This is a genomic window from Anaerostipes amylophilus (genome assembly GCF_025567365.1).
In the GTDB taxonomy this organism is placed as follows: domain Bacteria; phylum Bacillota; class Clostridia; order Lachnospirales; family Lachnospiraceae; genus Anaerostipes; species Anaerostipes amylophilus.
Genome location: NZ_JAOQJG010000005.1, coordinates 45,308 through 70,873 on the forward strand (window position 1 = coordinate 45,308; position 25,566 = coordinate 70,873).

The following is a 25,566-nucleotide window of genomic DNA, read 5'->3' on the forward strand; positions in this document are numbered from 1 at the left end:
ATAATACAGCGCCGGGTGTGTCAAGATTTTTTCTCGTTGTTTTTGATAATTTTTTGATGTTATCCACAAGATGGTCTGTATTTTTATATTCTGTCCACAATATATGGGTATATTATGCCTGTCTATGTTGAAATTGTGTTGATAAATCTTATTTTTTATATCAAATATGCCACGATCGGCAGCGTTATGATTGATAACAGTGTTGTCAGTACGATTCCTCGACTACAGATTGAACTGTCTAAACCATAATCGATCGACATCATTACCGCCATACTTCCATTCGGCATTCCAAACATTAATACCATGATTCCTGAAAGTACTGGATCAAGATGAAAGTTTCTGATCAAAACTGCTGCAATGATTGGAATCACCAACATCTTTAAAAATGTAAAGAAATACATTTTCTTATCCTTGAAAACTTCTATCAATGGAAGTTTTGCTACCGATACTCCTGTCAGGATCATAGACAATGGAATACATGAATTTCCAAGATAATCCACGAAACTTACTGCTGGTGCCGGCACCTTAATCTGAAATAGGAAAATAACCATTGCAATCAAGCTCGCTGCAATCCCTGGATTGATCATCTTTTTCCATTCAAACTTGATCTTTGCTTTTTCCCCTGTCTGCAATGCCTTCTCTTTCTCAAACAGATAAATTCCATATGAATAGAAAATAATGCTGTAAACAAAGGAATACAGTACAACATAAATGATCGCACCTTTTCCATATAATTCTTCTATGATCGGGATTCCCATAAATCCAAGATTTGAAAAGATCAGCATCACGGAATAAATATTTCTTTCATTCTTTGGTATTCTTAGAATTCTCACAAACAATGGACTAATGAAGATCAATATTGCAAATAAGATAACTGCAAGAAGCAGATTTATAAGCACCATTGTCCAATTCCCATTTTCAGAAGATCCAACGACTCCTGAAATGATCAGAGCTGGATTAAATATATTAAGTACCAGTCCTGATAATTGTGATTCTGTGTGGTCTGTGATCCATTCTTTTTTGTAACTTAAATATCCAATGAACATAAACCCAAACAGCACTAATAATTTCTGAAAAATGATAAAGCTATTCTGCATTCGCTCTGTCCTCCGGATATTCAATCTGAATTAATGTCAGTCCTTTGGCTGGAAGTTTTGGTCCTGGTGTGACTCTTTCTTTGGATGCTAAGATTTCTTTGACCCATTCTGGCTCTTTTTTACCTCTTCCGACCTCTAAAAGTGTTCCTGCCATTAATCGTACCATATTATAGAGAAAACCGCTTCCTGTGACCCTCATGGTGATATATCTGCCATTTTGTGTGACATTACATTCGTAGATTTCTCTTACATAGGATGTAACCTGGGCCTTGCTGCTGCACATGCTGATAAAACAATGTTCTCCTAAAAAATAAGAAGCTGCCTTTTTCATTTTCTCTACATCAAGTGGTACATATACAAAATGATGGTGGCGACTCGTTACAGGATTGTCGTATCTTGCATTATAAAATGTATATTCGTATGTCTTTCTTGTATCCTGAAATCTTGGATGGTAATCTAGTGGCACTTCTTTGGAACCCTGAATGATGATATCTTCTGGAAGTCTTGCATTTAATGCTTTTGCCATCTTCTCTCCTGGAATACGGCTTTCTGTATCGAATACTGCTACATTTCCAAGGGCATGTACTCCAGAATCGGTTCTGCTGGCTCCGATGACTTTGATATCTTCTCCTGTAAGTTCTGAAATATGCTTATTTAAAACACCTTCGATCGTAATCTCATTTGGCTGTACCTGCCATCCGCAATAATTTGTTCCATCGTAGGCTACGACTAATTTCACTCGTTTCATCGTGTCTTACCTCCATGGACTAAAAAAAGATAAATAGATCATCACTGCTAAAAATGCAAATAGGAAAATGTATGCCATTTTATCTCTTTTTTCATATTTTAATGGTTTTAATTTGGTTCTTCCAACTCCGCCATGATAACAACGAGATTCCATTGCCATCGCAAGGTCATTGGCTCTTCGGATTGCCGCAACAAACAGAGGTACGATGATCGGTACCATACTTTTCACTCGTTTTAAAAGTCCTCCAGATTCAAAATCAATTCCCCTGGCTGTCTGGGCTTTCATGATCTTTTCTAATTCCTCAGTCAAAATTGGAATAAATCTTAAGGCAATTGACATCATCATTGCAATCTCGTGAACTGGCACTCCGATCTTATTTAAAAATCCTAAGGATTTGTCCAATCCGTCTGTCAGCTCATTTGGTGTTGTTGTAAATGTCAGTAAGGATGTTCCTAAAACTAACATGATCAGACGACTTCCTAGATAGATCGTTGTCCTGATTCCTTCCGCAGAAATGGATATGATCCAAAACTGGATCACTGGCTTTCCTGGAATAAATAGCATATTGATCATCACAGAGAACAACAAGATCACTGCAATTGCTTTGAGTCCTCTTAAAATATATTTTACTGGTACTTTTGATATCTTGATCGTTAAAACTAAAAATAGCAGTGACATCACATAAGTTGCAGGTGATTTATGCATAAATAATGTAATGACATAGATCAAGACTGCAAATAATTTCACTCTCGGATCTAATCTGTGGATCAGAGAGTCTTCTTTATAGTATTGTCCAATTGTTATATCTTTGAGCATTTTATTTTCCTCTCAGTTCCTTTAATCCTTGTATGATCGCGCCTTTTGTTTCTTCTAATGTCAGTAAGTCTCTTTGAATTGGAAAACCTCTGTCTGCAAGTTCTTCGCATACCTGACGATAAAATGGTACAGCAAGTCCTGCCGCTTCCAATTCTTTCTTATGAGAAAATACTTCTTTTTTATCTCCTTCATACATGACCTGACCATGATTCATAACAATAACTCTCTGTGCATAATCTGCAACATCCTCCATGCTATGAGAGACTAAGATGATCGTGATCTTCTTTTCTTCATGAAGTTTCTTTAAGAGATTTAATATCTGATCTTTTCCGACTGGATCTAATCCTGCAGTTGGCTCATCAAGAATAAAGTATTCTGGTTCCATTGCAAGAATTCCTGCGATCGCTACTCTTCGTTTCTGCCCACCTGATAACTCAAATGGAGATTTCTCATATAGTTTTTCTGGTAATCCGACATCTTTTAAACATTTAATAGCTATTTCTTTGGCTTCTTCTTTTGTCTTACCAAAGTTCATTGGTCCAAAACATACATCATCCAAGATTGTTGTCTCAAACAACTGATGTTCTGGATACTGGAAGCAGATTCCAACTTTCCCTCGAAGTTCCCGTAATGGATATCCATCTGCATAGATATCTTCATCATCAAAATAAATCTTTCCTGATGTTGGGCGGATCAGACCATTGAGATGCTGAATCAGTGTTGACTTTCCAGAGCCTGTATGGCCGATCACTGCGATAAATTCTTCTTTTTTTATTTCTAAATTTACATCTTTTAATGCATAATTCTTCTTACTGGAATTATCTTCATATGCGTAACTTACATGTTCTAAACGAATTGACATAATTCTTCCACCAGCTCTTCCTTTGTTGTGATCGTATCCGACAAGTTGACACCTTCTTTTTTGAGTTCCCATGCAAGTTCAGTTGCGTATGGAACTTCCAGACCTAACGCTTTCATCTCATCGACTCTTGAAAAGATTTCTTTTGGTTTTCCATCCATAACAATCTTACCCTGATCCATCACAATGATGCGGTCAGCTAAAATCACTTCTTCCATATGATGAGTTACCATAAGAATCGTGATATTCTTTTCTTTATTCAATGCTTTGACAAGTGATAAAACATGTCTGCGGCCTTCTGGGTCTAACATGGCTGTGGGTTCATCTAATACGATACATTCTGGTTCCATTGCCATGATTCCTGCGATCGCTACTCTTTGCTTCTGTCCTCCTGAGAGGTGATTGGGACTTGCTTCTTTGTAGGCCATCATTCCTACGCCTGTCAAAGCTGCTGTAATCCTTGTCCAGATATCTTTTGGTTCGACTCCAAGATTCTCTGGACCAAAGGCTGTATCTTCTTCGACAGTCGTTCCTACGATCTGGTTATCTGGATTCTGAAAGACGATTCCTGCACTTTGTCTGACATTTAAAAGTGTACTTTCATCTTTTGTATCCATCCCTTTAATATAGACTGCTCCTTCTGTTGGCATTAACAATCCGTTGATGTGTTTTGCAAGAGATGATTTACCAGAACCATTCTTTCCAAGGATTGCTACAAATTCCCCCTTCTCGACATTGATATCAATATGATCGATCGCTGCAATCTCTTGTTTGTCTTCTTCTGTATCTCCATAAGTCACATATTTGTGAACTAAGTCTTTGATTTTTAGTATGGACATAAATATCCTCCAATCTGATTTTTGGCTTTTATTTCTTAAACCTATTTCAAGCCATAATAATGTTAGTATAGTATACCTTGGAAGCGGACGCAAGATTTCATAAGTGATTCCCTAGGATTTTCCTATAGAATAAAGAAAAGTCTTATCCCGGTGGTTCCGAGATAAGACCTCTTTGTTGTTGTTGTCGATTTGGAATTTAAATAATATAGTCAGTACTGAACTGTTGATTAAACTAATTCAAGTACTACTTTTAATGCTGCATCACCTTTACGCTGAGCAATCTTAACGATTCTTGTGTAACCACCGTTACGTTCTGCATATTTTGGTGCATACTCGTCGAATAACTTAGCTGTTAAATCAACTTTCTTTGTATTAGCTTTCTTACCAGCTGCTGCTGTAGGAACTTCTGTTACAGGATATAATACCTTTAACATCTGTCTTCTTGCATGTAAGCGGGATGGTAAATCTTTTTTGATTTCTTTCTGAACTGTTTCATAAACAGTAACTTTCTTACCATCTACAACTTCTTTCACGCGTTTTCCGTTTTCATCTTTTTTAGCAACTTTAGCGTCAACTGTAACTGTTTCAAAGTTGTCTTTTTCTCTTACAGCTAAAGCGATAAGTTTTTCAGCTACCTTGCGGATTTCTTTTGCTTTTGCTTCAGTTGTAATGATTTTTCCATGATGTAACAGATTTGTTACTTCTGCACGGATCAGTGCTTTTCTCTGGGAAGCTGATCTTCCTAATTTTCTATATTTTGCCATTATAATGACCTCCTGTGTTTTTTCGCCTTGCTTACTTATTCCTTCAGCCTAGGCGGGTCTTGGTTTCTATTCTTCTCCTGAACTTAGGGATAATCCTAATTCACTTAATTTAGCTAAAACTTCTTCTAATGATTTACGTCCTAAGTTACGAACTTTCATCATATCTTCAGAAGTTTTATTTGTTAATTCTTCTACTGTATTGATGCCAGCTCTCTTTAAGCAGTTGTAAGAACGAACTGATAATTCTAATTCGTCAATGCTCATTTCAAGAACTTTTTCTTTTTCGTCGTCTTCTTTTTCTACCATGACTTCTGCTGTCTTGGCATTCTCAGAAAGATCAACGAATAAGTTTAAGTGCTCGCATAATACTTTCGCTGCTAAACTTACAGACTCATCTGGTGTTAATGTTCCGTTTGTGAATACATCTAATGTTAATTTGTCATAATCTGTGATCTGACCTACACGAGTATTCTCAACTTTTAAGTTTACACGTTCTACTGGTGTGTAAATTGCATCAACAGCGATCTCATCGATTGCTTTTCCTTCTTTGTCTGCTTTGTCTGCGCCTACATATCCGCGTCCGTTTGTGATTGTAAGCTCCATATCCAGTTTGCTGCTGTCATCACTTAATGTTGCGATCACAAGCTCTGGATTTAAGATTTCGATATCACTGTCCGCTTTAATATCTCCGGCAGTTACTACACCCTTTCCTGAAAACTCGATATAAGCCTGCTTTGTTTCAGCGGATGAGCTGTTGTTTTTAATTGCCAGAGATTTGATATTCATGATGATCTCAGGTACATCTTCCTTAACTCCCGGGATGGAACTGAATTCATGCAGAACACCTTTGATCTTTACTGAACTTACTGCTGCACCTGGCAGAGAAGAAAGCATGATACGTCTTAAGGAATTTCCTAAAGTTGTACCATAACCTCTTTCCAAAGGTTCCACAACAAAGCGTCCAAAACGGTTATCTTCTGAAATCTCATTAATCTCAATATTTGGTTTTTCAAATTCAAACATACGTGCCCTCCTTTTGGCTTAGGTTTAACTTGAGGGTTATTATTTAGAATATAACTCGACGATTAATGTTTCGTTAACTGGTACGTCGATTTCATCTCTAGATGGAAGTTCTTTTACAGTTCCTGTAAAGTTATCATGATCTGCTTCTAACCATGAAGGGATCATTCTTCCTTCTGTTACTTCTAAGATCTCTTTGTATCTTGGAGATGTTCTGTGTTTTTCTTTAATTTCGATAACGTCCCCAGCTTTTACCTGGTAAGAAGGAATGTTAACCTGTTTTCCATTAACTAATACATGTTTATGGTCAACGATCTGTCTGCATTCTTTTCTTGTTCTTCCGTATCCTAAACGGAATAATACGTTATCTAAACGAAGCTCTAATAATGTCATCAGGTTTGTACCAGTCTGACCTTTCATTCTTTCTGCTTTTGCATAGTAGTTACGGAAAGGTTTTTCTAATACACCATAGATGAATTTAGCTTTCTGTTTTTCGCAAAGCTGAAGTCCGTATTCACTTTTCTTTCTGTTTGATCTATTTAAACTTCTGTTTGATTTTTTATCAATTCCTAAAAAGACAGGATCTAAACCTAAGGATCTGCATCTCTTTAAGACTGGAGTTCTATCTACTGCCATCTTTAATTATCCTCCTATAATTAGACTCTTCTACGTTTTGGTGGGCGACATCCATTATGTGGAACAGGTGTTACATCGCTGATGCTTGTAACTTCTAATCCTGCTGCTGATAAAGCACGGATTGCTGCTTCTCTTCCTGATCCTGGACCTTTAACCATTACATCTACTGATTTTAATCCATGCACTAATGCTGCTTTTGTTGCAGTTTCAGCTGCCATCTGAGCTGCATATGGTGTAGATTTTTTGGATCCTCTGAATCCTAATCCACCTGCACTTGCCCAAGAAAGAGCATTTCCCTGTGCATCTGTTAATGTAACGATTGTATTATTAAAAGATGACTGAATATGTGCCTGTCCGTGCTGTACATTCTTCTTTACACGTTTTTTTGCACTTTTCTTTGTAACTTTAGCCATAATTACGTATACCTTTCTTTCTTCATTTCAATTCCAAAAAGATTGCCGATACTGCAAATCTTATGCTATTCCGGACTGTCCATACAGCCGGGTGTGTCATAACACTACAAATCTAGTGTTTATTATTTCTTCTTGTTAGCTACTGTTTTCTTAGGACCTTTACGTGTTCTTGCGTTTGTTTTTGTTTTCTGTCCACGGCAAGGAAGTCCCTGTCTATGACGTTTTCCTCTGTAGCATCCAATTTCTTTTAATCTCTTAATGTTAAGAGCGATTTCTCTTCTTAAATCACCTTCTACAACCTGTGTATCATTGATGACTGCACTGATTCTTTTAACTTCATCATCAGTTAAGTCGCGTACACGAGTATCAGGATCAACATTTGCCTCTGCCAAAATACGTTTTGCGCTTGAAAGACCGATTCCATAAATATAAGTAAGACCAATCTCTACACGCTTTTCTCTTGGTAAATCAACACCTGAAATACGAGCCATGTTTTTCTTTCCTCCAAAATAAATAATTACTTGTCTATTAAGGGCAATCCATATATCCGCAGTACGGTGAAATGATATATATGTCTCTTCCTCAAATTATCTTTCTATCTATAAATAATCAGTATGAGCGTACCTGTACTCACACTGCAGCCGCCTAAATTATGCGTGTGTATCTCTACACATCACAAAATACACCTCTAAACTGTTCTTGCAGTAAATAGGTGAATACACAACAAACCAAGGGTTATTGCGATATTCTTATCGAACGTCGTAATTATCCCTGTCTCTGTTTGTGTTTTGGATTCTCACAGATTACTCTGACAGATCCTTTTCTCTTGATAACCTTGCATTTTTCGCAAATTGGTTTTACAGATGCTCTAACCTTCACTTGAATATCTCCTTTCAAAAAACGTTCGGGTATGATTATATCATCATATTCTGAATATTTCAAGACTTTTTTCTAAATTTATTTGTCTCTCCAGATAATTCTTCCTTTTGATAAATCATATGGTGATAATGCCAATGTTACTTTGTCACCTGGTAAAATCTTGATGTAGTTCATTCTAAGCTTTCCACTAATGTGAGCTAAAATTACGTGTCCACCTTCGATTTCTACTTTGAACATAGCGTTTGGTAACTTCTCTAACACTACTCCTTCTACTTCAATTGCTTCTGATTTTGCCATTTTACTCCTCCTATTCAGACAAAGTCAATATTTCACAACCATCTTCTGTGATGACGATCGTGTTTTCATAATGTGCCGCCAGACTTCCATCTTCTGTAACAACTGTCCAGTCATCATCTAGCCAGACGACATCATAACTACCTTCATTTACCATTGGTTCAATGGCAAGTGTCATTCCCGGTCTTAATTTCATTCCTTTTCTTCTTTGTTTGAAGTTCGGAATCTGTGGGTCTTCATGAAGATGTGTTCCAATTCCATGTCCCACCAAATCTCTGACTACGGAATATCCATTACTTTCTACATATTTCTGAATTGCTTCAGATATGTCAAACAAATGATTTCCTGGAACTGCAAGTTTGATTCCTTCAAAGAAACTTTGTTTTGTAACTTCAATAAGTCTCTTTGCTTCTTCGGAAATATTTCCAACAGCATGCGTTCTTGCTGCATCGGAATGATATCCTTCATGGATCAGCCCTGCATCCAGACTTACAATATCTCCATCCTGTAAAATCCGGTCTTTTCTTGGAATACCATGTACGACTTCGTCATTGACAGATACACAGATGGATGCCGGATATCCATTATAGTTTAAAAAGTTTGGTACACATCCAAGATCTCTGATCGCTTTTTCTCCAAACTGGTCAATCTCTAATGTAGAGATTCCTGGTTTTATGAAATCAGCTAGCTTATTGTGAACCTCTTCTAACATTTTTCCAGCTTCCCGCATAAGTTTGATTTCTTTTTTTGATTTGATCGTAACTGCCATGGTCTGCCTCTTATCCTAAAATAGATTTGATTTCTTCAAAAACAACTTTGATATCCTGTGTTCCATCAATCTCATGTAAGCTTCCTGCTTCTTTATAATGTGCGATCAATGGAGCTGTCTGTTCATGATAAACGTCCAGACGTTTTTTTACAGTTTCTGCTTTGTCGTCATCGCGAAGAACTAATTCTCCACCACACACGTCACAACAGTTTTCTTTCTTTGGAGGATTATACTGAACATGGAAGATTGCTCCACAGTCTTTACAAGATCTTCTTCCAGACATTCTGTTGATGATATTTTCATCTGGAACTTCGATATCAATTGCATATTCAATCTTTTCTCCGTCTTTTGCAAGTGCTTCATCTAATGCATTTGCTTGTGGAATTGTTCTTGGGAATCCATCTAAGATATAACCTTTTTCACAGTCATCTTTGTGGATACGATCAACAACAAGATCACATACAAGTTCATCTGGTACTAACAGACCTTTGTCCATGTATTCCTGTGCTTTCTTTCCAAGTTCTGTTCCTTCTTTAATGTTTGCTCTGAAAATATCACCTGTTGAGATGTGTGGAATATCGTACGCCTGTGCAATCTGTTTTGCCTGAGTACCTTTTCCAGCACCTGGAGCTCCTAACATAATAATTTTCATGACAAATCCTCCTTCTTGTCTTTCTTTCATTTCACCTTGTTACCATACAATCGTTTTTTTGTGCTTTTATAAAAACATCTAATAAAAGCACAAAAAGCTGTAGCACAAAACTACAGCTTTTCTTATAGTTACTCACTTAAAAAACCAGAATAATTCTGTACTAACAACTGTGACTGGATCTGTTTGATCGTTTCAAGGATAACTCCAACGACGATGATGATGGATGTTCCTCCAAATGAAACGCTTGCTCCAAATACTCCGTTAAAGAAGAATGGAACGACTGCCACGATTGTCAGTCCTGCAGCACCTATAAATATAATATATTTTAATATTTTATTCAAATAATCTACTGTAGGTTTTCCCGGTCGGATTCCTGGGATAAATCCACCCTGTTTCTTCATATTGTTTGAAATCTCTAATGGATTAAATGTAATCGATGTATAAAAATAAGCAAACAGTATTACTAAAACAATGTAGATCAATAAACCGATTGATCTCTTCGGATGGGATGCATCAAACCAGGTAGATGAGTTCAAACTTGTTAATGCTTTTCCAATGAATCCGTTATTTTCGTATTTTAAGACATTCTGCAGCATGATTGGGAACTGCATAATGGATGATGCAAAGATGATTGGGATTACACCTGCTGTATTGACTTTCAGTGGAATATTACTCTGCTGTCCGCCAACCAGTTTTCTTCCCTGCATCTTCTTAGAATACTGTACTGGGATATGTCTTTCCGCATCAGATAAAATGACAACGAATACGACAACTGCCAGAACAACTCCTACGATCACACATCCTGCGATCAGAGCTGGTCCGATCTGTTTTCCCTTCATAAACTGATTATAAAGAGAAGTAAAGTCTCCCGGCATTCCGGATACAATGTTTACGAGCAGGATAATGGAAATACCATTTCCAATTCCACTCTCTGTGATACGTTCTCCAAGCCACATAACCAGAACTGCACCTGCGGTTAAAGCAATGATCATTGTAAAAATGGTAAACGTTGTATAATTGGTGCCTAATGCACCTTGATTGGCAAATCCGATCGCAAGACCAGCACCCTCAATCACTGCGAGTACAACCGTTACATATCTTGTAATCTTTGCCATTCTTTTTCTTCCGTCTTCTCCATCTTTCTGCATCTCTTCAAGCGCTGGAATAACGATCGTCATCAGCTGCATGATGATGGAAGATGTGATATACGGTGTTACACTTAATGCAAATACTGACATCTGCATGAAGGAGCCTCCGGTAAAAGAGTTCAAAAGGTTGAACGAATCACCTAATGTACTCTTTAAGTAGGCACTGATCTGTGCACTATCTATCTCCGGAATTGGTAATTGTGATCCAAAACGTACAACAATAAGAATTAGTGTCGTAAATAATAGCTTCTTTCTTAATTGCTTGTTTTTAAAAGCGCTGACAACAGCGTTTGACATACTAGATCACCTCAGCTTTTCCTCCAAGTGCTTCGATCTTCTCCTTAGCACTAGCACTAAACGCATTTGCTTTTACATTTAATTTCTTTGTTAATTCACCGTTTCCTAAGATTTTAACTCCATCTCTAGGATTTTTAACGATTCCTGCTTCGATTAAAGCTTCTACAGATACTTCTGCTCCGTCTTCAAATCTTTCTAAAGCTGAAAGGTTGATACCAACGATTTCCTTAGAGTTTCTGCATTTGAAACCTCTCTTAGGAAGACGTCTGTATAAAGGCATCTGTCCACCTTCGAATCCAGGTCTTACTCCACCACCTGAACGAGCTTTCTGTCCTTTATGTCCTTTACCTGCAGTTTTTCCATTTCCTGAACCATGTCCACGACCTCTTCTGAAAGCGTCGCTGTGCTTAGATCCTTCTGCAGGGCGTAAGTTTGATAATTCCATTCCGTTACACCTCCTTGCCGAATATTATTAGATTTCTTCTACTTTAACTAAATGTTTCACCTGGTGAATCATTCCGCGTGTTGCTGCGTTATCAGGCAGCTCAACTGTTTTGTGAAGTTTTTTAAGACCTAATGCTTCAACAGTTTTTTTGTGCTTTGGAATTGCACCAATTGTAGATTTTACTAATGTAATTTTTAATTTATCTGCCATTTCAAAATTCCTCCTATCCTAAGAGCTCTTCTACTGATTTTCCACGTAGTTTTGCTACCTGCTCTGGAGTTTTTAAGTTCTTTAATCCTTCGATTGTTGCTAATACAACATTCTGTTTGTTGTTAGAACCTAAAGATTTTGAACGGATGTTTGTATATCCTGCAAGTTCCAGAACGATACGGGAAGGTCCACCAGCGATGATACCAGTACCTTCTGGAGATGTTTTTAATAATACAGATGCTCCACCGAAGTTTCCTGTAAAGTCGTGTGGTGTTGTTCCTTTTTCATCGATTGGTACTTCAACAAGGCTCTTCATAGCTGCTTCTTTTCCTTTGCGGATAGCTTCTGGAATTTCAGCTGCTTTCCCTAATCCAGCACCAACATGACCATTTTTATCCCCTACTACAACCAGTGCTGCAAATCTCATGTTACGTCCACCTTTTACTACTTTAGTAACACGTTTGATGGATACAACTCTTTCTTCCAGCTCTAACTGACTAGGGTCAATAAGTGTATGCTTCATTTGACTTCCTCCTATTAGAATTTCAGACCAGCTTCACGAGCTGCATCTGCTAATGCTTCAATTTTACCATGATAAATAAATCCGCCTCTGTCAAAGACAACTTCTGTGATACCTTTTGCTAAAGCTCTTTCAGCGATTACTTTACCTAAGTAGCTAGCTGCGGCAACATCATTTGTTTTTTCCAGTTCTGCCTTTACGTCTTTCTGAGTTGTTGAAGCAGATACTAATGTATTTCCAACAGTGTCGTCAATAATCTGAGCGTACATATGATCATTACTTCTAAATACACTTAAGCGAGGTCTTTCGCTTGTTCCATTGATTCGATTACGAAGCTTGTAGTGTTTTTTCGCACGAATCTTGCTTCTTGATTCTTTTCTAATCATCCTATATCACTCCTTTATTTAGCCCCAGTTTTTCCAACTTTACGTCTGATAACTTCATCAGCATACTTAATACCTTTACCTTTGTAAGGTTCTGGTTTTCTAAGACTTCTGATTTCAGCTGCGTACTGTCCAACTTTTTCTTTGTCGATACCTTTAACGATAATAATGTTCTGTCCGTCCATCTCTGTTTCGATTCCTTCTGGATCAGTCATAACTACCGGATGAGAGAAACCAAGGTTGAAAGTGATTTCTTTTCCTTTTTTCTGTGCTCTGTAACCAACACCGTTGATTTCAAGCTTCTTTTCGTATCCTTCAGATACACCTGTGATCATGTTTGCGATCAAAGATCTTGTAAGACCATGTAAAGATTTCATTTTCTTTAAGTCATTTGGTCTTGTTACGACAACCTGATTATCTTCCTGTTTGATTGTCATTTCTACTGGTAAACATTTTTCTAATGTTCCTTTAGGACCTTTTACAGTCACTTTGTTTCCTTCTTCAATCTTTACCTCTACTCCTGCAGGGATAGCGATTGGTAATCTACCTATACGAGACATAGGTTACCTCCTTAAATTGTCGGAAGGGACAGGGTTGGTGTCCCTTCTGTTTTCAGAATTTGTGAATATCGGTGTTTGTAAGGTAAATCTTACCAAACAAATGCTAATACTTCTCCACCCACGTTCTGTTTTCTTGCTTCTTTATCTGTTAACAGTCCTTTGTTTGTAGAGATGATCGCAATACCAAGTCCTCCTAATACTTTAGGAAGCTCTTCAGCTCCTGCGTATACTCTAAGTCCTGGTTTAGAGATTCTCTTAAGTCCTGTAATGATTTTTTCATTTTTGTTAGCACCATATTTTAATGTGATTACGATTGTGCTGAAAGAACCTTCTTCTTTGATGTCATATGCTTTGATGAAACCTTCTTTTAATAAGATTTCTGCAATCGCTGTCTTCATCTTAGAAGCAGGAATTTCTACTGTATCATGTTTCGCAGTATTTGCGTTACGGATTCTTGTAAGCATATCTGCAATAGGATCGCTCATTGTCATTTTCGTGTTCCTCCTTCCTTAATCTTACCAGCTTGCCTTTTTGACACCTGGAATCTGTCCTTTATATGCTAATTCACGGAAGCAAACTCTGCAGATACCATATTTTCTTAAATATGCATGTGGACGTCCGCAGATTCTGCAACGGCTGTATTCTCTTGTTGAGAATTTTGCTTTTCTTTTCTGTTTTGCAACCATTGACTTCTTAGCCATGGGAACCCTCCTAACTATTTCTTAAACGGCATACCAAATAAAGTTAATAATTCACGAGCTTCTTCATCAGTGTTCGCTGTTGTAACGAAGATGATGTCCATACCTCTTACTTTGTCTACTTTATCGTATTCGATTTCTGGGAAAATTAACTGTTCTTTAATACCTAATGCATAGTTACCTCTTCCATCGAAAGAGTTCTGGTTAACTCCTCTGAAGTCACGTACTCGAGGTAATGCTAAGTTAATTAAACGATCAGCGAATTCATACATTCTTTCACCACGTAATGTAACTTTGCATCCGATAGGCATACCTTCTCTTAATTTGAAGTTCGCAACAGATTTCTTTGCTCTTGTTACGACTGCTTTCTGTCCAGCGATCTTTTCAAGATCAGCTACTGCAGATTCTAAAACTTTTTTATTTTCTTTTGCTTCACCAACACCCATGTTGATTACGATCTTCTCGAGTTTTGGTACCTGCATAATATTGCTGTATTCGAATTTCTTCATCATAGCATCTTTGATCTGATTGCTATACTGTTCATGTAATCTACTCACTTGCGTAAACCTCCTCTCTTAATTAGTCAATGACTTCGCCTGTTGCACGTGCAACACGAACTTTTTTACCGTCAACTACTTTATATCCAATTTTTGTTGTTTTTCCATTGTGCACTAACATTACATTGGAAACATCCATTGGGCCTTCCTGGCTTACGATACCACCCTGCTGGTTTGCAGGACTTGGTTTTGTATGCTTTGTGATCATGTTGGCACCTTCAACTGTTACAGTACCTTTTTTATGATCAACAGCAATTACTTTTCCTTCTTTGTCTTTATCTTTACCAGCGATAATCTTAACTAAATCGCCTTTTTTAATTTTAATTGCTGACACAGTGTTTCCTCCTTATAATACTTCTGGTGCTAATGAAACAATCTTCATGAATTTCTTGTCTCTAAGCTCTCTTGCCACTGGTCCGAAGATACGAGTTCCTTTTGGGTTCATATCATCTTTAATAATTACAGCAGCATTTTCGTCAAATTTGATATAAGAACCATCTTTACGACGGGCACCTTTCTTTGTACGAACAACAACTGCTCTTACTACGTCACCTTTTTTTACAACACCGCCTGGTGTTGCATCTTTGACTGTAGCAACGATAACATCACCGATGTTAGCATATCTTCTTGTAGATCCTCCTAACACACGAATGCAAAGGATTTCTTTTGCTCCTGTGTTGTCGGCTACTCTAAGTCTTGACTCCTGCTGAATCATGCCTTTATTCTCCTTTCCAACCAAGCAAAATTATTTTGCTCTTTCGATAATTTCAACAAGTCTCCATCTCTTATCTTTAGAAAGAGGTCTTGTTTCCATAACCTTTACTCTATCTCCAATGTTACATTCGTTATTTTCGTCATGAGCTTTTAATTTGTAAGTTCTTTTAACGATCTTTTTATATAAAGGATGTTTTACGTTGTCTTCGATTGCAACTACGATTGTTTTATCCATTTTATCACTAACGACTTTCCCTACACGGGTTTTTCTTAAATTTCTTTCCACAACAAATTCCTCCTTTCGAAATGATTACTAAGCGTTTGCTTTTGCTGTAATTGCACCCTGAATACGTGCAATATTTCTTCTAACTTCTTTAATTCTGCTTGTATTCTCAAGTTGGTTTGTTGCATTCTGGAATCTTAAGTTGAATAATTCCTTTTTCGCAGCTACTAGCTCATTATTTAATTCGTCTACTGACTTATTATTTAATTCTTTTACAAAATCTCTAGTTTTCACTGTTGTCACCGCCTTCTAAAGCTTCACGAGAAACAATCTTACACTTAATTGGTAATTTGTGTACTGCAAGACGTAATGCTTCTTTTGCAATTTCTTCGCTTACACCAGAAATTTCGAACATTACACGTCCTGGTTTAACAACTGCTACCCAATATTCTAAGTTACCTTTACCTTTACCCATTCGAGTTTCAGCTGGCTGAGCTGTTACTGGTTTGTCAGGGAAAATTTTAATCCAAACTTTACCACCACGTTTGATGTAACGAGTCATAGCTACACGGGCTGCTTCGATCTGGTTTGCTGTGATCCATGCTGGCTCAGTTGCTACGATACCATACTCACCGTAAGTGATCTTATTACCGCGTAATGCTTTTCCGCGCATGCTTCCACGGAACTGTTTACGACGTTTTACTCTTTTTGGCATTAACATTATTTATTTCCCCCTTCCTTTTTTGATGGAAGTACTTCACCATGGTAAATCCATGTTTTAACTCCGACTTTACCATATGTTGTATCTGCTTCTGCAAATCCATAATCAATGTTAGCACGAAGTGTCTGTAGAGGAATTGTTCCCTCGCTGTAGAATTCTGTTCGTGCCATATCTGCTCCACCTAAACGTCCGGATACAGATGTTTTGATTCCAAGAGCTCCAGCTCTCATTGTACGCTGCATGCAAGATTTCATTGCACGTCTGAAAGAAATACGATTTTCAAGCTGCTGTGCAATATTCTCTGCAACTAACTGAGCATCTTTGTCTGGTCTTTTTACTTCTTTAACATCGATCAGTAATTTTTTGTCTGTCATTTTCTGAAGATCTTTTTTCAGTTCTTCGATGGAAGATCCACCTTTACCGATTACTACTCCAGGTTTTGCTGTATATACGATTAATTTTACTCTGTCGGAAGCTCTTTCGATTTCAATCTTAGAAATTCCAGCATTGTATAATCTTTTCTTTACATATTTTCTGATTTTGTCGTCTTCTACAAGGTTGTCTGCAAAAGCGTCTTCTGCATACCATCTAGAATCCCAATCTTTAATAATTCCGACTCTCAGACCATGAGGATTAACTTTCTGTCCCATGTTTGCCTCCTTCTATCTATCTTTCATCAAGCACTACTGTAATGTGGCTCATTCTATGTTCGATTCTGTAAGCTCTACCCTGTGCTCTAGGTTTAATTCTCTTCATTGTAGGTCCTTTATTTGCATAACATTCTGCAACGTAAAGGTTTGCTGGGTCCATTCCGTTATTGTTTTCTGCGTTAGCGATTGCAGATTTTAATAACTTTTCAATTAATGATGAAGCATATCTTGGATTGTAAAGTAAAATTCCAAGTGCTGTTTCTACGTCTTTTCCTCTGATCGCATCTAATACAAAAGCTGCTTTTGTTGTAGAAACTCTAGCGTTTCTTAATGTAGCTTTTGGTCTAGTATCTTTATTTGCATTTCTCTCTTTTTTGTACTGAGATCTGCTATATTTCTTTGCCATTTATATGGAACCTCCTTCCAAAATTAATTAATTCATTCCGGTTTTCTTTTCCGTTTTCTTATGTCCACGGAAAGTTCTTGTTGCTACAAACTCTCCAAGTTTGTGTCCAACCATATCTTCTGTAACGTATACCGGTACATGTTTTCTTCCATCATGAACAGCGATTGTGTGTCCTACGAATGATGGGAAGATTGTAGAACGACGAGACCATGTTTTAATAACACTCTTGTCTCCTGCTTCGTTCATAGCGTCTACTTTGTTCAGTAAACTCTTATCTGCAAATGGTCCTTTTTTAAGTGAACGAGCCATAAGTTACCTCCTTGTACTATTTAACAGTTTTACCATCTCTTCTTCTTACGATCATCTTGTTAGATTGTTTGTTTTTCTTACGTGTCTTCAATCCAAGTGCTGGTTTACCCCATGGTGTGCATGGTCCTGGTCTACCGATTCCAGTCTTACCTTCACCACCACCGTGTGGATGGTCATTAGGGTTCATAACAGAACCACGGACTGTAGGACGGATTCCCATGTTACGTTTACGTCCAGCTTTACCAATGTTCACAAGATCATGTTCGATGTTTCCAACCTGACCAATAGTAGCGCGGCATACTACAGGCACCATTCTCATCTCGCCAGATGGTAAACGAAGTGTTGCATATTTTCCTTCTTTAGCCATTAACTGTGCTGAGTTTCCTGCGGAACGAACTAACTGTCCACCTTTTCCAGGATGCATCTCGATGTTATGGATTTCTGTACCAACCGGAATATTTGCCAATGGAAGGCAGTTTCCTACTTTGATTTCAGCTTCTGGTCCATTCATAACAGTTGTTCCAACTGCTAATTTGTTTGGAGCGATAATATATCTTTTTTCACCGTCTGCATAAACTAACAGAGCGATGTTAGCTGTTCTGTTTGGATCGTATTCGATTGCAGCAACTGTTGCTGGAATACCATCTTTATCATTTCTCTTAAAGTCAATAAGTCTGTATTTTCTTCTAGATCCACCTCCGCGGTGTCTTACAGTAATTTTACCCTGATTGTTACGACCAGCGTTCTTCTTTAAAGAAACTACCAGAGATTTTTCTGGTGTAGATTTTGTAATAACATCAAAATCAAGTCCAGTCATATGTCTTCTAGAAGGTGTATATGGGTTATATGATTTAATTCCCATGTCAGTCTCCTTTCAAATCTGATTTAATATCACGCTTTTGTTGCGTATAGTTTCATGTCTATCTTATAAGGTAGTTACACTCGACTAAGCATTCAGCTTTCGCTTTCGCTCGGCTTCATTGAGTCTCGGTAACGGCTTTCTCACTAAGTTCATGCTTCGCATTCACTAAGTGTTCAATGCCTATAGTCCTTCGAAGATTTCGATATCTGCACTTTCTTCAGTAAGCTGTACGATAGCTTTCTTTGTCTTTGCAGTTTTTCCAAAAGTCATTCCACGTCTCTTTGTTTTTCCATCATTGTTCATTGTGTTGACTTTTGCTACTTTTGTTCCTTCGAACATTTTTTCCACTGCTTCTTTAATCTGATTCTTAGTAGCAGATGGATGAACTAAAAAAGTATATTTCTTTTCAGCCATTGCGTTCATACTTTTTTCTGTTACAACTGGCTTTAAGATAACGTCATAATATTTAATATCTGCCATTATGCATATACCTCCTCGATATTTGCAACTGCTTCCTTAGAAACAACTACAGTGTCATATTTTAAAATGTCATATACATTGATTGTGCTTGTTAAAGCAGTTTTAACTCCTGGAAGGTTTCTTGCAGATAATACTAAGTTATCGTTTTTAGATCCCATAACCACTAATGCTTTCTTAGCACCAACGCTGTCAAGCATTGCTTTTACGTTCTTAGTTTTGATCTCGTCGAATTTGAATTCGTCGATTACTACGAATTTGTCTGCCTGCACTCTAGATGTTAAAGCAGATTTTAAAGCAATACGTCTTTCTTTCTTGTTTAATTTCTTTGTGTACTCTCTTGGTGTTGGAGCAAATACAACTCCTCCGCCTTTCCACTGTGGAGCACGGATAGATCCCTGTCTTGCGTGACCTGTTCCTTTCTGTCTCCAAGGTTTTCTTCCACCACCGCGAACTTCAGAACGTGTTTTAGCTTTCTGTGTTCCCTGACGGTTATTTGCTAACTGGCTTACTACTGCCAGATGTACTAAATGTTCATTTATCTCAACGCCAAAGATGTTGTCGTTTAATTCTAATTTTTCAACTTCTTTGCCTTCCATATTTAATACAGATACTGTTGCCATCTTATATAGTCCTCCTTTCTTTTAAAGACCTATGCCTTTACTGATTCTTTTAACATTACTAAAGATTTTTTAGGTCCTGGTACAGCACCTTTTACTAAAATAATGTTCTGATCAGCGTCAACTTTTACGATTTCAAGATTCTGAATAGTAACTCTTTCTGCTCCCATTTGTCCTGGCATTTTCTTTCCTTTGAATACTTTGCTAGGATCAGAAGCCATACCATTAGAACCTGCATGACGATGATATTTAGAACCATGGGCAGATGGACCTGATTTCAAACCGTGACGTTTGATACCACCAGCATATCCTTTACCTTTTGATGTAGCAGTTGCATCGATTTTGTCTCCTGCTGCGAAGATGTCAGCTTTGATTTCCTGACCTACTGTGTATTCTTCAGCATTTTCAAATCTGAATTCTCTTACGAATCTTTTTGGTGCAACTCCTGCTTTATCGAAGTGTCCTTTCTGTGGTTTGTTGATTCCTTTTTCTTTCTTGTCAGCAAAACCAACCTGAACTGCGCTGTATCCGTCATTCTCTTCTGTTTTTACCTGAGTAACAACACAAGGTCCTGCCTGTAATACAGTAACTGGAGTTAAAACTCCATCTTCGTTGAAAATCTGAGTCATTCCAACTTTTGTTGTTAAAATCGCTTTTTTCATTTTGATTGTTCCTCCTATTTAATCTACAGCGGATTATAACGCTTAACGTTGTAATCATCCTAGACGCTACAAGCTTAAGGGGATACCTCATTTACTCATAACCCTGTAGGGATTACCTATTTGTTTTTCATCTTGATATCGATGTACACACCAGCTGGTACTTCTAATTTAGATAATGCATCAACTGTTTTCTGTGATGGTGTGATGATATCAATCAGTCTCTTATGAGTTCTCTGTTCGAACTGTTCTCTGGAATCTTTATATTTGTGAGTCGCTCTAAGAATTGTGATGATCTCTTTCTTAGTTGGCATTGGAACTGGTCCACTCACCTTAGATCCTGTCTTTTTAACTGTTTCAATAATGCTTTTTGCGCTTGCATCGATTAACTGATGATCGTATGCTTTTAATGTAATTCTCATTACCTGACTTGCTGCCATAAAAAAAGCCGCCTCCTTTTCGTACTATAAATGTTTTTGTAGCACGACAAGTGGTGACTGTACACTCCTCCGTGTGTATCGTGAAATCTACACACTGCGTCTCTATTCCGGACTACACCGGTGTTCAATAGATTGTATATTCGTACAGTGACTTGTCGCCAGTTTTAACAACTTGACATTCGCTCCACGGAAAACCTGCAAAGGCTTTTGCCTCTACAGCAACCTCACGCTTCAACGCTATCAAGGTCACAACATTTGCTATTATATATGATGTTTCAAATTAATGCAAGGGGTTTTTCGATTTTTTTTGCATGTTTTTGATAAAATACAAAATGTAGTGTTTTCTGTATGAGTATTACCGTTTTGGGCACAAGATAATCTTGTTTTTTATGTTTTTTTGCATAAATGAAAACGAGTTCTTTCCTTATTATATATAGAAAGAACTCGTTTTGCAATTTTTATTTTGTTTTGATCGTCTTTTCTAAACCAGCTTGTTATACTCTTCCACGATTACTTTCGTCATTCGATCTTCTGGTTTTAATCCAATATATTTGACAACTGCTGCTTCCGGACCATTCTCTTTGATATAGTTTTGCAGTTCTACTGCCTGTGCATCTTCTTCGTTCTTATAAAACATTGCGCAAGCTGCTCCTTTTAATAGGTAACTGTTGTCTAACCCTAATTCTTCACACTGGATCGCAGGTCCCATGATACGGTCATTTGCAGAGATCTTTCTGATTGGTTCTCTTGCCACTCGTGCGATCGGATCAGATACTCCTGGCGTTGTAAATCTCTTAATGATCATTGAATTCATATATTCTACCAGATCTTCATGTGCAAATCCATAAATTTTTTCAAGTGCTGATGCTGATTCCATAACTGTTTTCTTAACATCCTCAAGCACCTGAGTATCTGCTAATCCTTCTTGTACTGTACTGTATCCTTTTACAAATCCAAAATAGCTTGTAACTGCATGTGCACAGTTTACCATATAAATCTTTCTCTGTAAGAACTTTGCCAGATCATCAACATATTCTGCACCTTTAACTGGTTCTGATTCTGGATCTTCCAACTTGTTTTTCTCAACCGGAAGTTCAAATGCATCTCCAACTTCAATTCCATCTTTTCCATGATGATGCCCATCAAATACCATACGGTCAACTGCTGTGTTAGGGAATACTGCGACTTTGTCCATTTCTTCTTCTGTCATGATTCCTGTTTCAATCATTGCTTTCTTAAGAATGTCAGTTCCCATGATCGCATTTTCACATGCCATAACAACTAATTTCTTGTCATTACTAGCTTCCACTCTTGCTTTTAAACCTTTTGTAATCGTTGGTGCTACTTTTGGAAGGTTTGTTGCCATAACAGATGTTGTTAAGACTTCTGCTTTTGCAATCTCTTTTATGACTTTATCTTCCTGTGTGATGGTGGAATATGCCTCCACCTGATCGATAACTTTTTCTTCATAATCATGATCGATCAAAAACAGACTGTATTCATGTGTTTCATTCACAAGGTCAACTAATGGCTGTACAACGTCTGCAAAAACAATTTTATATCCGCTGTCATGTAATAAATCTGCGATAAATCCACGACCAATCTTTCCTGCTCCAAAATGTACTGCTGTTTTCATGTGTTATATTCCACCTTTCTTTGAATTGCGGCATACTTTTTAATATCCGCATGCCGCATTATTGTTTATAAATTCAATAATTTGATAACTTCTTCTTTTGATGTTGCATTCTTTAATTTTTCAATTACACCTTCGTCCATTAAAGTCTGTCCGATCTTTCCAAGAAGTTCTACATGTTCTTCTCCTTTTCCTGCAACTCCTACAAGAATGTATGCTTTTTCTCCACCAAAATCTACTCCTTCTGGTACCTGTACAAAACAGATTCCTGAGTTTTTGATCGTTTCTTTCGAACTTGCAAGTCCATGTGGAAGCGCTACTCCATTTCCAAGATAAACAGACGCTTCTTTATCTCTCTGTAACATATCCGCCTTGTAACTTTCATCTGTATATCCACCTTTGATAAAAATATCAGCACAAGCTTTGATTGCTTCTTCTTTGTTTGTGTATTTTGCATTTAATACAATGTTATCTTCACAAAATACATCTGGCACATCATGCCCTAACATTCTCTGAATCTCTATAATGATTCTTTCATATTCTGACTGATCCATAAAGTTACTTAATGTAAGAATTGGAATATTCGTTCCTTCCACTGACATCTTTGCACGCTCTTCCAAATTTACATTTGTTACGACTACATCTGCATCTTTCGGAATGTCTGCAACTGCCACGTGTTTAATATCTGGTTTTAATCCGATTTCTTCTAATTTTTTCTTAAGGATCGTAACTCCCATTGCAGAAGATCCCATTCCTGCATCACAAGCAAAGATCACTTTATTTAATTTCTGAATCTTAGCATCTGCTGTTGCAGTCAGTGTTGGTGTTTCTTCTTCCTCATCATGTTTAAATGCTTTTAATACGATAGCTGCTCCTGCAAATGAAATTGCCAATGATCCAAAGTATGCAATCGTATTCACTAACATACATGCTTTTGGAGTCATCATGTAATAGGAAATAACTGATCCTGGTGATACTGGTCCAACAACTCCACCACCAAAGTTTGTCAACACAAATAACGAGAACATATTTCCAAGAATTGGTCCAATGATCGTTAATGGCATTGTCAGGCAGTATGGAAAACATACTTCAGCGATACCACCGAAGAACATGATGATCACAGCTCCTGGTGCTGATTTCTTTGCTGATTTGTTTCCAAAGATTGCAAATGCTAAACTTAATCCTACCCATGCAGCTCCACTTGCTTCTACCAAGAATAAGACAGATTTTCCTGCTTCTGCAGCCTGCTGTAATCCAAGTGGTGTCATGATACCATGGTTGATTGCATTATTTAAGAATAAAATTTCTGCTGGCTGTACAAATAATTCTGTTAATGGTAGCATGTTGTGATCAGTCAAATACTGAACTCCACCTGTCAGTACTGTCTGAATCGCTGTCATGATTGGTGCTACACCAACATAACCGATGATACAAATTACAAATCCGATAATACCAAGTGAAAAGTTATCAACCAACATCTCAAGTCCTGGTTTGACTTTTCCTTCAACAGCTTTGTCAAATGCACGGATACATACTGCTGCAACTGGTCCTAAGATCATACCTGCAACAAGCATTGTAACGTCTGCTCCTACAACTGCTCCCATCGTTGCAAATGCACCGATAACTCCTCCACGTCGTCCATAAATATTAGATCCTGCGGTATAACCGATCAGACAAGGCAGTAAATATGTTAAGATTGGTGATACCAGTTTATTTAAATATGCATTTGGCGCCCATCCTGTATCGATAAACAGTGCTGTTAAAAGACCCCATCCAATGAATACACCGATATTTGGCATAACCATTGCGCTTAACAGCGAACCAAATTTTTGAATCTTTGCCTGTGCCTTTTTCATATATTTTCTCCTTTCAACTTACTCCATGTTTGCATGGCGTTTGAACATTGTTTCTTCTGTTTCTCCAAGAATTGGCATTAAATCCATCACAATGCTGTCGTAAATGAGCCAGCTTAACTGCTCAAATAAATTTCCTCCCGGCTGTTCTGTCACTACATCGCTTGTATGTTCTGCATTTTTCTGTGTTGCTCCTGGAATTGTAACAATTGCGTCTGCCATCTCTCCGATCGCTGCTTCGGGACAGATCGTAAGTGTTGCAACCGTTGCTCCCTGTGCTTTTGCTTTTTCACAATCAGAGACAAGACTTGCTGTTTTTCCTGATCCTGATCCTACGATCAGAAGATCTCCTGCCTGAATGGATGGTGTTGTTGTTTCTCCTACAAAATAAACTGTAAATCCAAGGTGCATCATTCGGTTTGCAAATCCTCTTGCTGCAAATCCTGAACGTCCGGCACCTGCGATAAAGATACGATTTGCTTTCTGACAAAGATCTACAACTTCTTTGATTTCTTCTTCTTTAATCAGTTTACCATATTTGTATAATTCGTTTGTAATAATCTGAAGTGTTTTTGCTTCCATTTCTTTATCCTCCTGACTATTTATTAATAATATCATAAATTGCTTTTGCAGCTGCTACCGGATCTTCTGCATGGTTGATTCCACCACCTACGATGATTACTTCTGGATCTAATTTCTTGTAGTCTTCTAATGTCTTTTCATTGATTCCACCAGCTACAGATACGATAGAATGTTCTACACACTGTTTCATTTCTGCTAATTTCTCAAGTGGTGTGATTCCAACTGCCTGCTGGTCAACCCCTACGTGAACTCCGATAAAATCAACTCCGACTGCTTCGATTTCTTTGACACGTTTTGGTACATCTTCGACACAGATCATATCAACCATTGTCTGTTTTCCATATTTCTTCGCTGCTTTTACACATCCTTCGATTGTTAATGTATCTGTCACACCAAGTACTGTACAATAATCAGCTCCTGCTTTAAATGTTTCTTCTGCTTCGTATTCTCCAGCATCCATAATCTTTGTATCAGCTAAAATTTCGCAATCTGGATATTTTTCTTTGAAGATTCTAACTGGTCTCATTCCTTCTTCGATAATAAATGGTGATCCTACTTCTATGATGTCTACATAAGGATGAACCTTATCTAATAATACTACTGCCTCGTCTAATGTGATATCGTCTAACGCTAACTGTAATTTCATGTTTCTTTCCTCCTAAATAAAACCTTTTATGTTACGTTGTTTTGTTGTTCCTTTCGATGGCTTTATATTAGCACTGTTTGTGGCAACTTGCAACCTTTATTTTGTTATTTTACACATTTTAGTTGTTTTTTACAAATTATATTGGCTATTTTTGTGCATCTTTCCTA

General features: G+C 37.5%; 40 protein-coding genes. All 40 read right to left on the reverse strand.

Going from position 1 to position 25,566, the window contains the following annotated elements; all coding sequences use genetic code 11:
* Window positions 1-155: 155 nt before the first annotated feature.
* The 40 genes from OCV53_RS08050 to hxlA all read right to left on the reverse strand — a co-directional run bounded on the left by OCV53_RS08050 (window position 156) and on the right by hxlA (window position 25,399).
* The gene (locus OCV53_RS08050) at window positions 156-1,097 is read right to left on the reverse strand and encodes an AEC family transporter (RefSeq protein ID WP_055197591.1); all 942 of its coding nucleotides are present in this window, start codon (window positions 1,095-1,097) and stop codon (window positions 156-158) included.
* On the reverse strand, window positions 1,087-1,845 hold the full coding sequence (gene truA / locus OCV53_RS08055; RefSeq protein ID WP_055197593.1) for a tRNA pseudouridine(38-40) synthase TruA: 759 nt from the start codon (window positions 1,843-1,845) through the stop codon (window positions 1,087-1,089). Before truA ends, OCV53_RS08050 begins: the two co-directional genes overlap by 11 nt.
* A 6-nt stretch (window positions 1,846-1,851) precedes the next feature.
* Window positions 1,852-2,661 carry an energy-coupling factor transporter transmembrane component T family protein gene (locus tag OCV53_RS08060; RefSeq protein ID WP_055197595.1) on the reverse strand — a complete coding sequence of 270 codons (810 nt, stop codon included), beginning with the start codon at window positions 2,659-2,661 and terminating at the stop codon, window positions 1,852-1,854.
* A gap of 1 nt (window position 2,662) precedes the next feature.
* Window positions 2,663-3,523 (reverse strand): energy-coupling factor transporter ATPase, encoded by an 861-nt coding sequence (locus OCV53_RS08065; RefSeq protein WP_055197597.1) that lies wholly within the window; start codon window positions 3,521-3,523, stop codon window positions 2,663-2,665.
* Window positions 3,508-4,359: an energy-coupling factor transporter ATPase gene (locus tag OCV53_RS08070; RefSeq protein ID WP_022374216.1), complete on the reverse strand. Its 852-nt coding sequence runs from the start codon at window positions 4,357-4,359 to the stop codon at window positions 3,508-3,510. Before OCV53_RS08070 ends, OCV53_RS08065 begins: the two co-directional genes overlap by 16 nt.
* Before the next feature lie 227 nt (window positions 4,360-4,586).
* Window positions 4,587-5,123 carry a bL17 family ribosomal protein gene (locus OCV53_RS08075; RefSeq protein ID WP_055197599.1) on the reverse strand — a complete coding sequence of 179 codons (537 nt, stop codon included), beginning with the start codon at window positions 5,121-5,123 and terminating at the stop codon, window positions 4,587-4,589.
* Window positions 5,124-5,189: 66 nt separating this feature from the next.
* Window positions 5,190-6,146 carry a DNA-directed RNA polymerase subunit alpha gene (locus OCV53_RS08080; RefSeq protein ID WP_008393371.1) on the reverse strand — a complete coding sequence of 319 codons (957 nt, stop codon included), beginning with the start codon at window positions 6,144-6,146 and terminating at the stop codon, window positions 5,190-5,192.
* A gap of 39 nt (window positions 6,147-6,185) precedes the next feature.
* Window positions 6,186-6,779, reverse strand: coding sequence for a 30S ribosomal protein S4 (rpsD, locus tag OCV53_RS08085; protein WP_055197600.1), 594 nt, complete (start codon window positions 6,777-6,779; stop codon window positions 6,186-6,188).
* Window positions 6,780-6,799: 20 nt separating this feature from the next.
* Window positions 6,800-7,192 (reverse strand): 30S ribosomal protein S11, encoded by a 393-nt coding sequence (rpsK, locus tag OCV53_RS08090; RefSeq protein WP_008393375.1) that lies wholly within the window; start codon window positions 7,190-7,192, stop codon window positions 6,800-6,802.
* A gap of 122 nt (window positions 7,193-7,314) precedes the next feature.
* Window positions 7,315-7,683, reverse strand: a complete 369-nt coding sequence (gene rpsM, locus OCV53_RS08095) for a 30S ribosomal protein S13 (protein WP_008393376.1) — start codon at window positions 7,681-7,683, stop codon at window positions 7,315-7,317.
* Between the two features lie 274 nt (window positions 7,684-7,957).
* Window positions 7,958-8,071: a 50S ribosomal protein L36 gene (rpmJ, locus tag OCV53_RS08100; RefSeq protein WP_009203726.1), complete on the reverse strand. Its 114-nt coding sequence runs from the start codon at window positions 8,069-8,071 to the stop codon at window positions 7,958-7,960.
* A 78-nt stretch (window positions 8,072-8,149) separates the two neighbouring features.
* Window positions 8,150-8,368, reverse strand: coding sequence for a translation initiation factor IF-1 (gene infA / locus OCV53_RS08105; RefSeq protein WP_008393377.1), 219 nt, complete (start codon window positions 8,366-8,368; stop codon window positions 8,150-8,152).
* A 10-nt stretch (window positions 8,369-8,378) separates the two neighbouring features.
* Entirely contained in the window at window positions 8,379-9,134 is a 756-nt protein-coding gene (map, locus tag OCV53_RS08110) for a type I methionyl aminopeptidase (protein ID WP_055197602.1), read from the reverse strand.
* A 10-nt stretch (window positions 9,135-9,144) separates the two neighbouring features.
* Window positions 9,145-9,786: an adenylate kinase gene (locus tag OCV53_RS08115; RefSeq protein WP_055197604.1), complete on the reverse strand. Its 642-nt coding sequence runs from the start codon at window positions 9,784-9,786 to the stop codon at window positions 9,145-9,147.
* Between the two features lie 128 nt (window positions 9,787-9,914).
* The gene (secY, locus tag OCV53_RS08120) at window positions 9,915-11,231 is read right to left on the reverse strand and encodes a preprotein translocase subunit SecY (RefSeq protein ID WP_055197606.1); all 1,317 of its coding nucleotides are present in this window, start codon (window positions 11,229-11,231) and stop codon (window positions 9,915-9,917) included.
* Between the two features lies 1 nt (window position 11,232).
* Window positions 11,233-11,676 carry a 50S ribosomal protein L15 gene (gene rplO, locus OCV53_RS08125; RefSeq protein ID WP_055197608.1) on the reverse strand — a complete coding sequence of 148 codons (444 nt, stop codon included), beginning with the start codon at window positions 11,674-11,676 and terminating at the stop codon, window positions 11,233-11,235.
* 27 nt (window positions 11,677-11,703) lie between these two features.
* Window positions 11,704-11,886: a 50S ribosomal protein L30 gene (rpmD, locus tag OCV53_RS08130; protein ID WP_008393384.1), complete on the reverse strand. Its 183-nt coding sequence runs from the start codon at window positions 11,884-11,886 to the stop codon at window positions 11,704-11,706.
* A 13-nt stretch (window positions 11,887-11,899) separates the two neighbouring features.
* A complete protein-coding gene (gene rpsE / locus OCV53_RS08135) occupies window positions 11,900-12,409 on the reverse strand; it encodes a 30S ribosomal protein S5 (protein ID WP_055197610.1) in 510 nt (169 codons plus the stop codon).
* 14 nt (window positions 12,410-12,423) lie between these two features.
* Window positions 12,424-12,792, reverse strand: a complete 369-nt coding sequence (gene rplR, locus OCV53_RS08140; RefSeq protein ID WP_008393386.1) for a 50S ribosomal protein L18 — start codon at window positions 12,790-12,792, stop codon at window positions 12,424-12,426.
* 14 nt (window positions 12,793-12,806) lie between these two features.
* Window positions 12,807-13,349, reverse strand: coding sequence for a 50S ribosomal protein L6 (gene rplF, locus OCV53_RS08145; protein ID WP_055197612.1), 543 nt, complete (start codon window positions 13,347-13,349; stop codon window positions 12,807-12,809).
* An 89-nt stretch (window positions 13,350-13,438) separates the two neighbouring features.
* Window positions 13,439-13,840, reverse strand: a complete 402-nt coding sequence (gene rpsH / locus OCV53_RS08150) for a 30S ribosomal protein S8 (RefSeq protein WP_055197614.1) — start codon at window positions 13,838-13,840, stop codon at window positions 13,439-13,441.
* Window positions 13,841-13,864: 24 nt separating this feature from the next.
* Complete coding sequence (locus tag OCV53_RS08155; protein ID WP_008393389.1) at window positions 13,865-14,050, reverse strand: type Z 30S ribosomal protein S14; 186 nt, start codon at window positions 14,048-14,050, stop codon at window positions 13,865-13,867.
* A 14-nt stretch (window positions 14,051-14,064) separates the two neighbouring features.
* Window positions 14,065-14,604 carry a 50S ribosomal protein L5 gene (gene rplE, locus OCV53_RS08160; protein ID WP_008393391.1) on the reverse strand — a complete coding sequence of 180 codons (540 nt, stop codon included), beginning with the start codon at window positions 14,602-14,604 and terminating at the stop codon, window positions 14,065-14,067.
* A 22-nt stretch (window positions 14,605-14,626) separates the two neighbouring features.
* Window positions 14,627-14,938, reverse strand: a complete 312-nt coding sequence (gene rplX / locus OCV53_RS08165) for a 50S ribosomal protein L24 (RefSeq protein ID WP_055197616.1) — start codon at window positions 14,936-14,938, stop codon at window positions 14,627-14,629.
* 12 nt (window positions 14,939-14,950) lie between these two features.
* Window positions 14,951-15,319, reverse strand: coding sequence for a 50S ribosomal protein L14 (rplN, locus tag OCV53_RS08170; RefSeq protein WP_055197618.1), 369 nt, complete (start codon window positions 15,317-15,319; stop codon window positions 14,951-14,953).
* A gap of 30 nt (window positions 15,320-15,349) precedes the next feature.
* Window positions 15,350-15,604, reverse strand: coding sequence for a 30S ribosomal protein S17 (rpsQ, locus tag OCV53_RS08175; RefSeq protein WP_055197619.1), 255 nt, complete (start codon window positions 15,602-15,604; stop codon window positions 15,350-15,352).
* A gap of 27 nt (window positions 15,605-15,631) precedes the next feature.
* Window positions 15,632-15,835 carry a 50S ribosomal protein L29 gene (gene rpmC, locus OCV53_RS08180; RefSeq protein WP_055197622.1) on the reverse strand — a complete coding sequence of 68 codons (204 nt, stop codon included), beginning with the start codon at window positions 15,833-15,835 and terminating at the stop codon, window positions 15,632-15,634.
* Complete coding sequence (gene rplP / locus OCV53_RS08185; RefSeq protein ID WP_008393397.1) at window positions 15,825-16,262, reverse strand: 50S ribosomal protein L16; 438 nt, start codon at window positions 16,260-16,262, stop codon at window positions 15,825-15,827. The genes rpmC and rplP overlap by 11 nt, the downstream gene beginning before the upstream one ends.
* Window positions 16,262-16,912: a 30S ribosomal protein S3 gene (rpsC, locus tag OCV53_RS08190; RefSeq protein WP_055197624.1), complete on the reverse strand. Its 651-nt coding sequence runs from the start codon at window positions 16,910-16,912 to the stop codon at window positions 16,262-16,264. The genes rplP and rpsC overlap by 1 nt, the downstream gene beginning before the upstream one ends.
* Before the next feature lie 16 nt (window positions 16,913-16,928).
* Complete coding sequence (gene rplV / locus OCV53_RS08195; RefSeq protein ID WP_055197626.1) at window positions 16,929-17,318, reverse strand: 50S ribosomal protein L22; 390 nt, start codon at window positions 17,316-17,318, stop codon at window positions 16,929-16,931.
* Between the two features lie 27 nt (window positions 17,319-17,345).
* Complete coding sequence (rpsS, locus tag OCV53_RS08200; RefSeq protein ID WP_055197627.1) at window positions 17,346-17,627, reverse strand: 30S ribosomal protein S19; 282 nt, start codon at window positions 17,625-17,627, stop codon at window positions 17,346-17,348.
* 16 nt (window positions 17,628-17,643) lie between these two features.
* On the reverse strand, window positions 17,644-18,489 hold the full coding sequence (rplB, locus tag OCV53_RS08205) for a 50S ribosomal protein L2 (RefSeq protein ID WP_015530291.1): 846 nt from the start codon (window positions 18,487-18,489) through the stop codon (window positions 17,644-17,646).
* Between the two features lie 180 nt (window positions 18,490-18,669).
* Complete coding sequence (gene rplW / locus OCV53_RS08210) at window positions 18,670-18,969, reverse strand: 50S ribosomal protein L23 (protein WP_008393404.1); 300 nt, start codon at window positions 18,967-18,969, stop codon at window positions 18,670-18,672.
* Window positions 18,969-19,589: a 50S ribosomal protein L4 gene (rplD, locus tag OCV53_RS08215; protein WP_008393405.1), complete on the reverse strand. Its 621-nt coding sequence runs from the start codon at window positions 19,587-19,589 to the stop codon at window positions 18,969-18,971. The genes rplW and rplD overlap by 1 nt, the downstream gene beginning before the upstream one ends.
* 29 nt (window positions 19,590-19,618) lie before the next feature.
* Complete coding sequence (gene rplC, locus OCV53_RS08220; RefSeq protein WP_055197630.1) at window positions 19,619-20,248, reverse strand: 50S ribosomal protein L3; 630 nt, start codon at window positions 20,246-20,248, stop codon at window positions 19,619-19,621.
* A 116-nt stretch (window positions 20,249-20,364) separates the two neighbouring features.
* Entirely contained in the window at window positions 20,365-20,685 is a 321-nt protein-coding gene (gene rpsJ, locus OCV53_RS08225; protein WP_008393407.1) for a 30S ribosomal protein S10, read from the reverse strand.
* 481 nt (window positions 20,686-21,166) lie between these two features.
* Entirely contained in the window at window positions 21,167-22,321 is a 1,155-nt protein-coding gene (locus tag OCV53_RS08230; RefSeq protein WP_055197632.1) for a mannitol-1-phosphate 5-dehydrogenase, read from the reverse strand.
* Window positions 22,322-22,386: 65 nt separating this feature from the next.
* Window positions 22,387-24,174, reverse strand: a complete 1,788-nt coding sequence (locus OCV53_RS08235; protein ID WP_055197634.1) for a PTS sugar transporter subunit IIA — start codon at window positions 24,172-24,174, stop codon at window positions 22,387-22,389.
* Window positions 24,175-24,192: 18 nt separating this feature from the next.
* Window positions 24,193-24,753: a 6-phospho-3-hexuloisomerase gene (hxlB, locus tag OCV53_RS08240; RefSeq protein ID WP_055197637.1), complete on the reverse strand. Its 561-nt coding sequence runs from the start codon at window positions 24,751-24,753 to the stop codon at window positions 24,193-24,195.
* Between the two features lie 16 nt (window positions 24,754-24,769).
* Complete coding sequence (gene hxlA, locus OCV53_RS08245; RefSeq protein ID WP_055197639.1) at window positions 24,770-25,399, reverse strand: 3-hexulose-6-phosphate synthase; 630 nt, start codon at window positions 25,397-25,399, stop codon at window positions 24,770-24,772.
* Window positions 25,400-25,566: the final 167 nt, after the last annotated feature.

Excerpts from the sequence above, each read along its gene's own strand:
- OCV53_RS08235 (WP_055197634.1), bottom strand. The coding sequence starts at position 24,174 with ATGAAAAAGGCACAGGCAAAGATTCAAAAATTTGGTTCGCTGTTAAGC.
- OCV53_RS08230 (WP_055197632.1), bottom strand. The coding sequence starts at position 22,321 with ATGAAAACAGCAGTACATTTTGGAGCAGGAAAGATTGGTCGTGGATTT.
- OCV53_RS08155 (WP_008393389.1), bottom strand. The coding sequence starts at position 14,050 with ATGGCTAAGAAGTCAATGGTTGCAAAACAGAAAAGAAAAGCAAAATTC.
- secY (WP_055197606.1), bottom strand. The coding sequence starts at position 11,231 with ATGTCAAACGCTGTTGTCAGCGCTTTTAAAAACAAGCAATTAAGAAAG.
- rplP (WP_008393397.1), bottom strand. The coding sequence starts at position 16,262 with ATGTTAATGCCAAAAAGAGTAAAACGTCGTAAACAGTTCCGTGGAAGC.
- rplD (WP_008393405.1), bottom strand. The coding sequence starts at position 19,589 with ATGGCAACAGTATCTGTATTAAATATGGAAGGCAAAGAAGTTGAAAAA.
- rpsS (WP_055197627.1), bottom strand. The coding sequence starts at position 17,627 with ATGGCTCGTTCACTTAAAAAAGGACCATTTGCAGATAAGAGTTTACTG.
- OCV53_RS08075 (WP_055197599.1), bottom strand. The coding sequence starts at position 5,123 with ATGGCAAAATATAGAAAATTAGGAAGATCAGCTTCCCAGAGAAAAGCA.
- OCV53_RS08065 (WP_055197597.1), bottom strand. The coding sequence starts at position 3,523 with ATGTCAATTCGTTTAGAACATGTAAGTTACGCATATGAAGATAATTCC.
- truA (WP_055197593.1), bottom strand. The coding sequence starts at position 1,845 with ATGAAACGAGTGAAATTAGTCGTAGCCTACGATGGAACAAATTATTGC.
- OCV53_RS08060 (WP_055197595.1), bottom strand. The coding sequence starts at position 2,661 with ATGCTCAAAGATATAACAATTGGACAATACTATAAAGAAGACTCTCTG.
- rpsD (WP_055197600.1), bottom strand. The coding sequence starts at position 6,779 with ATGGCAGTAGATAGAACTCCAGTCTTAAAGAGATGCAGATCCTTAGGT.
- map (WP_055197602.1), bottom strand. The coding sequence starts at position 9,134 with ATGGCAGTTACGATCAAATCAAAAAAAGAAATCAAACTTATGCGGGAA.
- rpsK (WP_008393375.1), bottom strand. The coding sequence starts at position 7,192 with ATGGCTAAAGTTACAAAGAAAAGTGCAAAAAAACGTGTAAAGAAGAAT.
- rpsM (WP_008393376.1), bottom strand. The coding sequence starts at position 7,683 with ATGGCTCGTATTTCAGGTGTTGATTTACCAAGAGAAAAGCGTGTAGAG.
- OCV53_RS08115 (WP_055197604.1), bottom strand. The coding sequence starts at position 9,786 with ATGAAAATTATTATGTTAGGAGCTCCAGGTGCTGGAAAAGGTACTCAG.
- OCV53_RS08080 (WP_008393371.1), bottom strand. The coding sequence starts at position 6,146 with ATGTTTGAATTTGAAAAACCAAATATTGAGATTAATGAGATTTCAGAA.
- rplC (WP_055197630.1), bottom strand. The coding sequence starts at position 20,248 with ATGAAAAAAGCGATTTTAACAACAAAAGTTGGAATGACTCAGATTTTC.
- hxlA (WP_055197639.1), bottom strand. The coding sequence starts at position 25,399 with ATGAAATTACAGTTAGCGTTAGACGATATCACATTAGACGAGGCAGTA.
- rplR (WP_008393386.1), bottom strand. The coding sequence starts at position 12,792 with ATGATTAGAAAAGAATCAAGAAGCAAGATTCGTGCGAAAAAACACTAC.
- rplN (WP_055197618.1), bottom strand. The coding sequence starts at position 15,319 with ATGATTCAGCAGGAGTCAAGACTTAGAGTAGCCGACAACACAGGAGCA.
- rplV (WP_055197626.1), bottom strand. The coding sequence starts at position 17,318 with ATGGCAAAGAAATATAGCAGATCTCAGTACAAAAAAGAGAGAAATGCA.
- rpsH (WP_055197614.1), bottom strand. The coding sequence starts at position 13,840 with ATGACAATGAGCGATCCTATTGCAGATATGCTTACAAGAATCCGTAAC.
- OCV53_RS08050 (WP_055197591.1), bottom strand. The coding sequence starts at position 1,097 with ATGCAGAATAGCTTTATCATTTTTCAGAAATTATTAGTGCTGTTTGGG.
- rpsJ (WP_008393407.1), bottom strand. The coding sequence starts at position 20,685 with ATGGCAGCAAGTCAGGTAATGAGAATTACATTAAAAGCATACGATCAT.
- OCV53_RS08070 (WP_022374216.1), bottom strand. The coding sequence starts at position 4,359 with ATGTCCATACTAAAAATCAAAGACTTAGTTCACAAATATGTGACTTAT.
- infA (WP_008393377.1), bottom strand. The coding sequence starts at position 8,368 with ATGGCAAAATCAGAAGCAATTGAAGTAGAAGGAGTAGTGTTAGAGAAG.
- rplB (WP_015530291.1), bottom strand. The coding sequence starts at position 18,489 with ATGGGAATTAAATCATATAACCCATATACACCTTCTAGAAGACATATG.
- rplF (WP_055197612.1), bottom strand. The coding sequence starts at position 13,349 with ATGTCTCGTATAGGTAGATTACCAATCGCTATCCCTGCAGGAGTAGAG.
- rpmD (WP_008393384.1), bottom strand. The coding sequence starts at position 11,886 with ATGGCAGATAAATTAAAAATTACATTAGTAAAATCTACAATTGGTGCA.
- rpsE (WP_055197610.1), bottom strand. The coding sequence starts at position 12,409 with ATGAAGCATACACTTATTGACCCTAGTCAGTTAGAGCTGGAAGAAAGA.
- rpsC (WP_055197624.1), bottom strand. The coding sequence starts at position 16,912 with ATGGGACAGAAAGTTAATCCTCATGGTCTGAGAGTCGGAATTATTAAA.
- rplW (WP_008393404.1), bottom strand. The coding sequence starts at position 18,969 with ATGGCAGATATTAAATATTATGACGTTATCTTAAAGCCAGTTGTAACA.
- hxlB (WP_055197637.1), bottom strand. The coding sequence starts at position 24,753 with ATGGAAGCAAAAACACTTCAGATTATTACAAACGAATTATACAAATAT.
- rplO (WP_055197608.1), bottom strand. The coding sequence starts at position 11,676 with ATGGAATTATCAAACTTACGCCCTGCAGAAGGATCTAAGCACAGCGAC.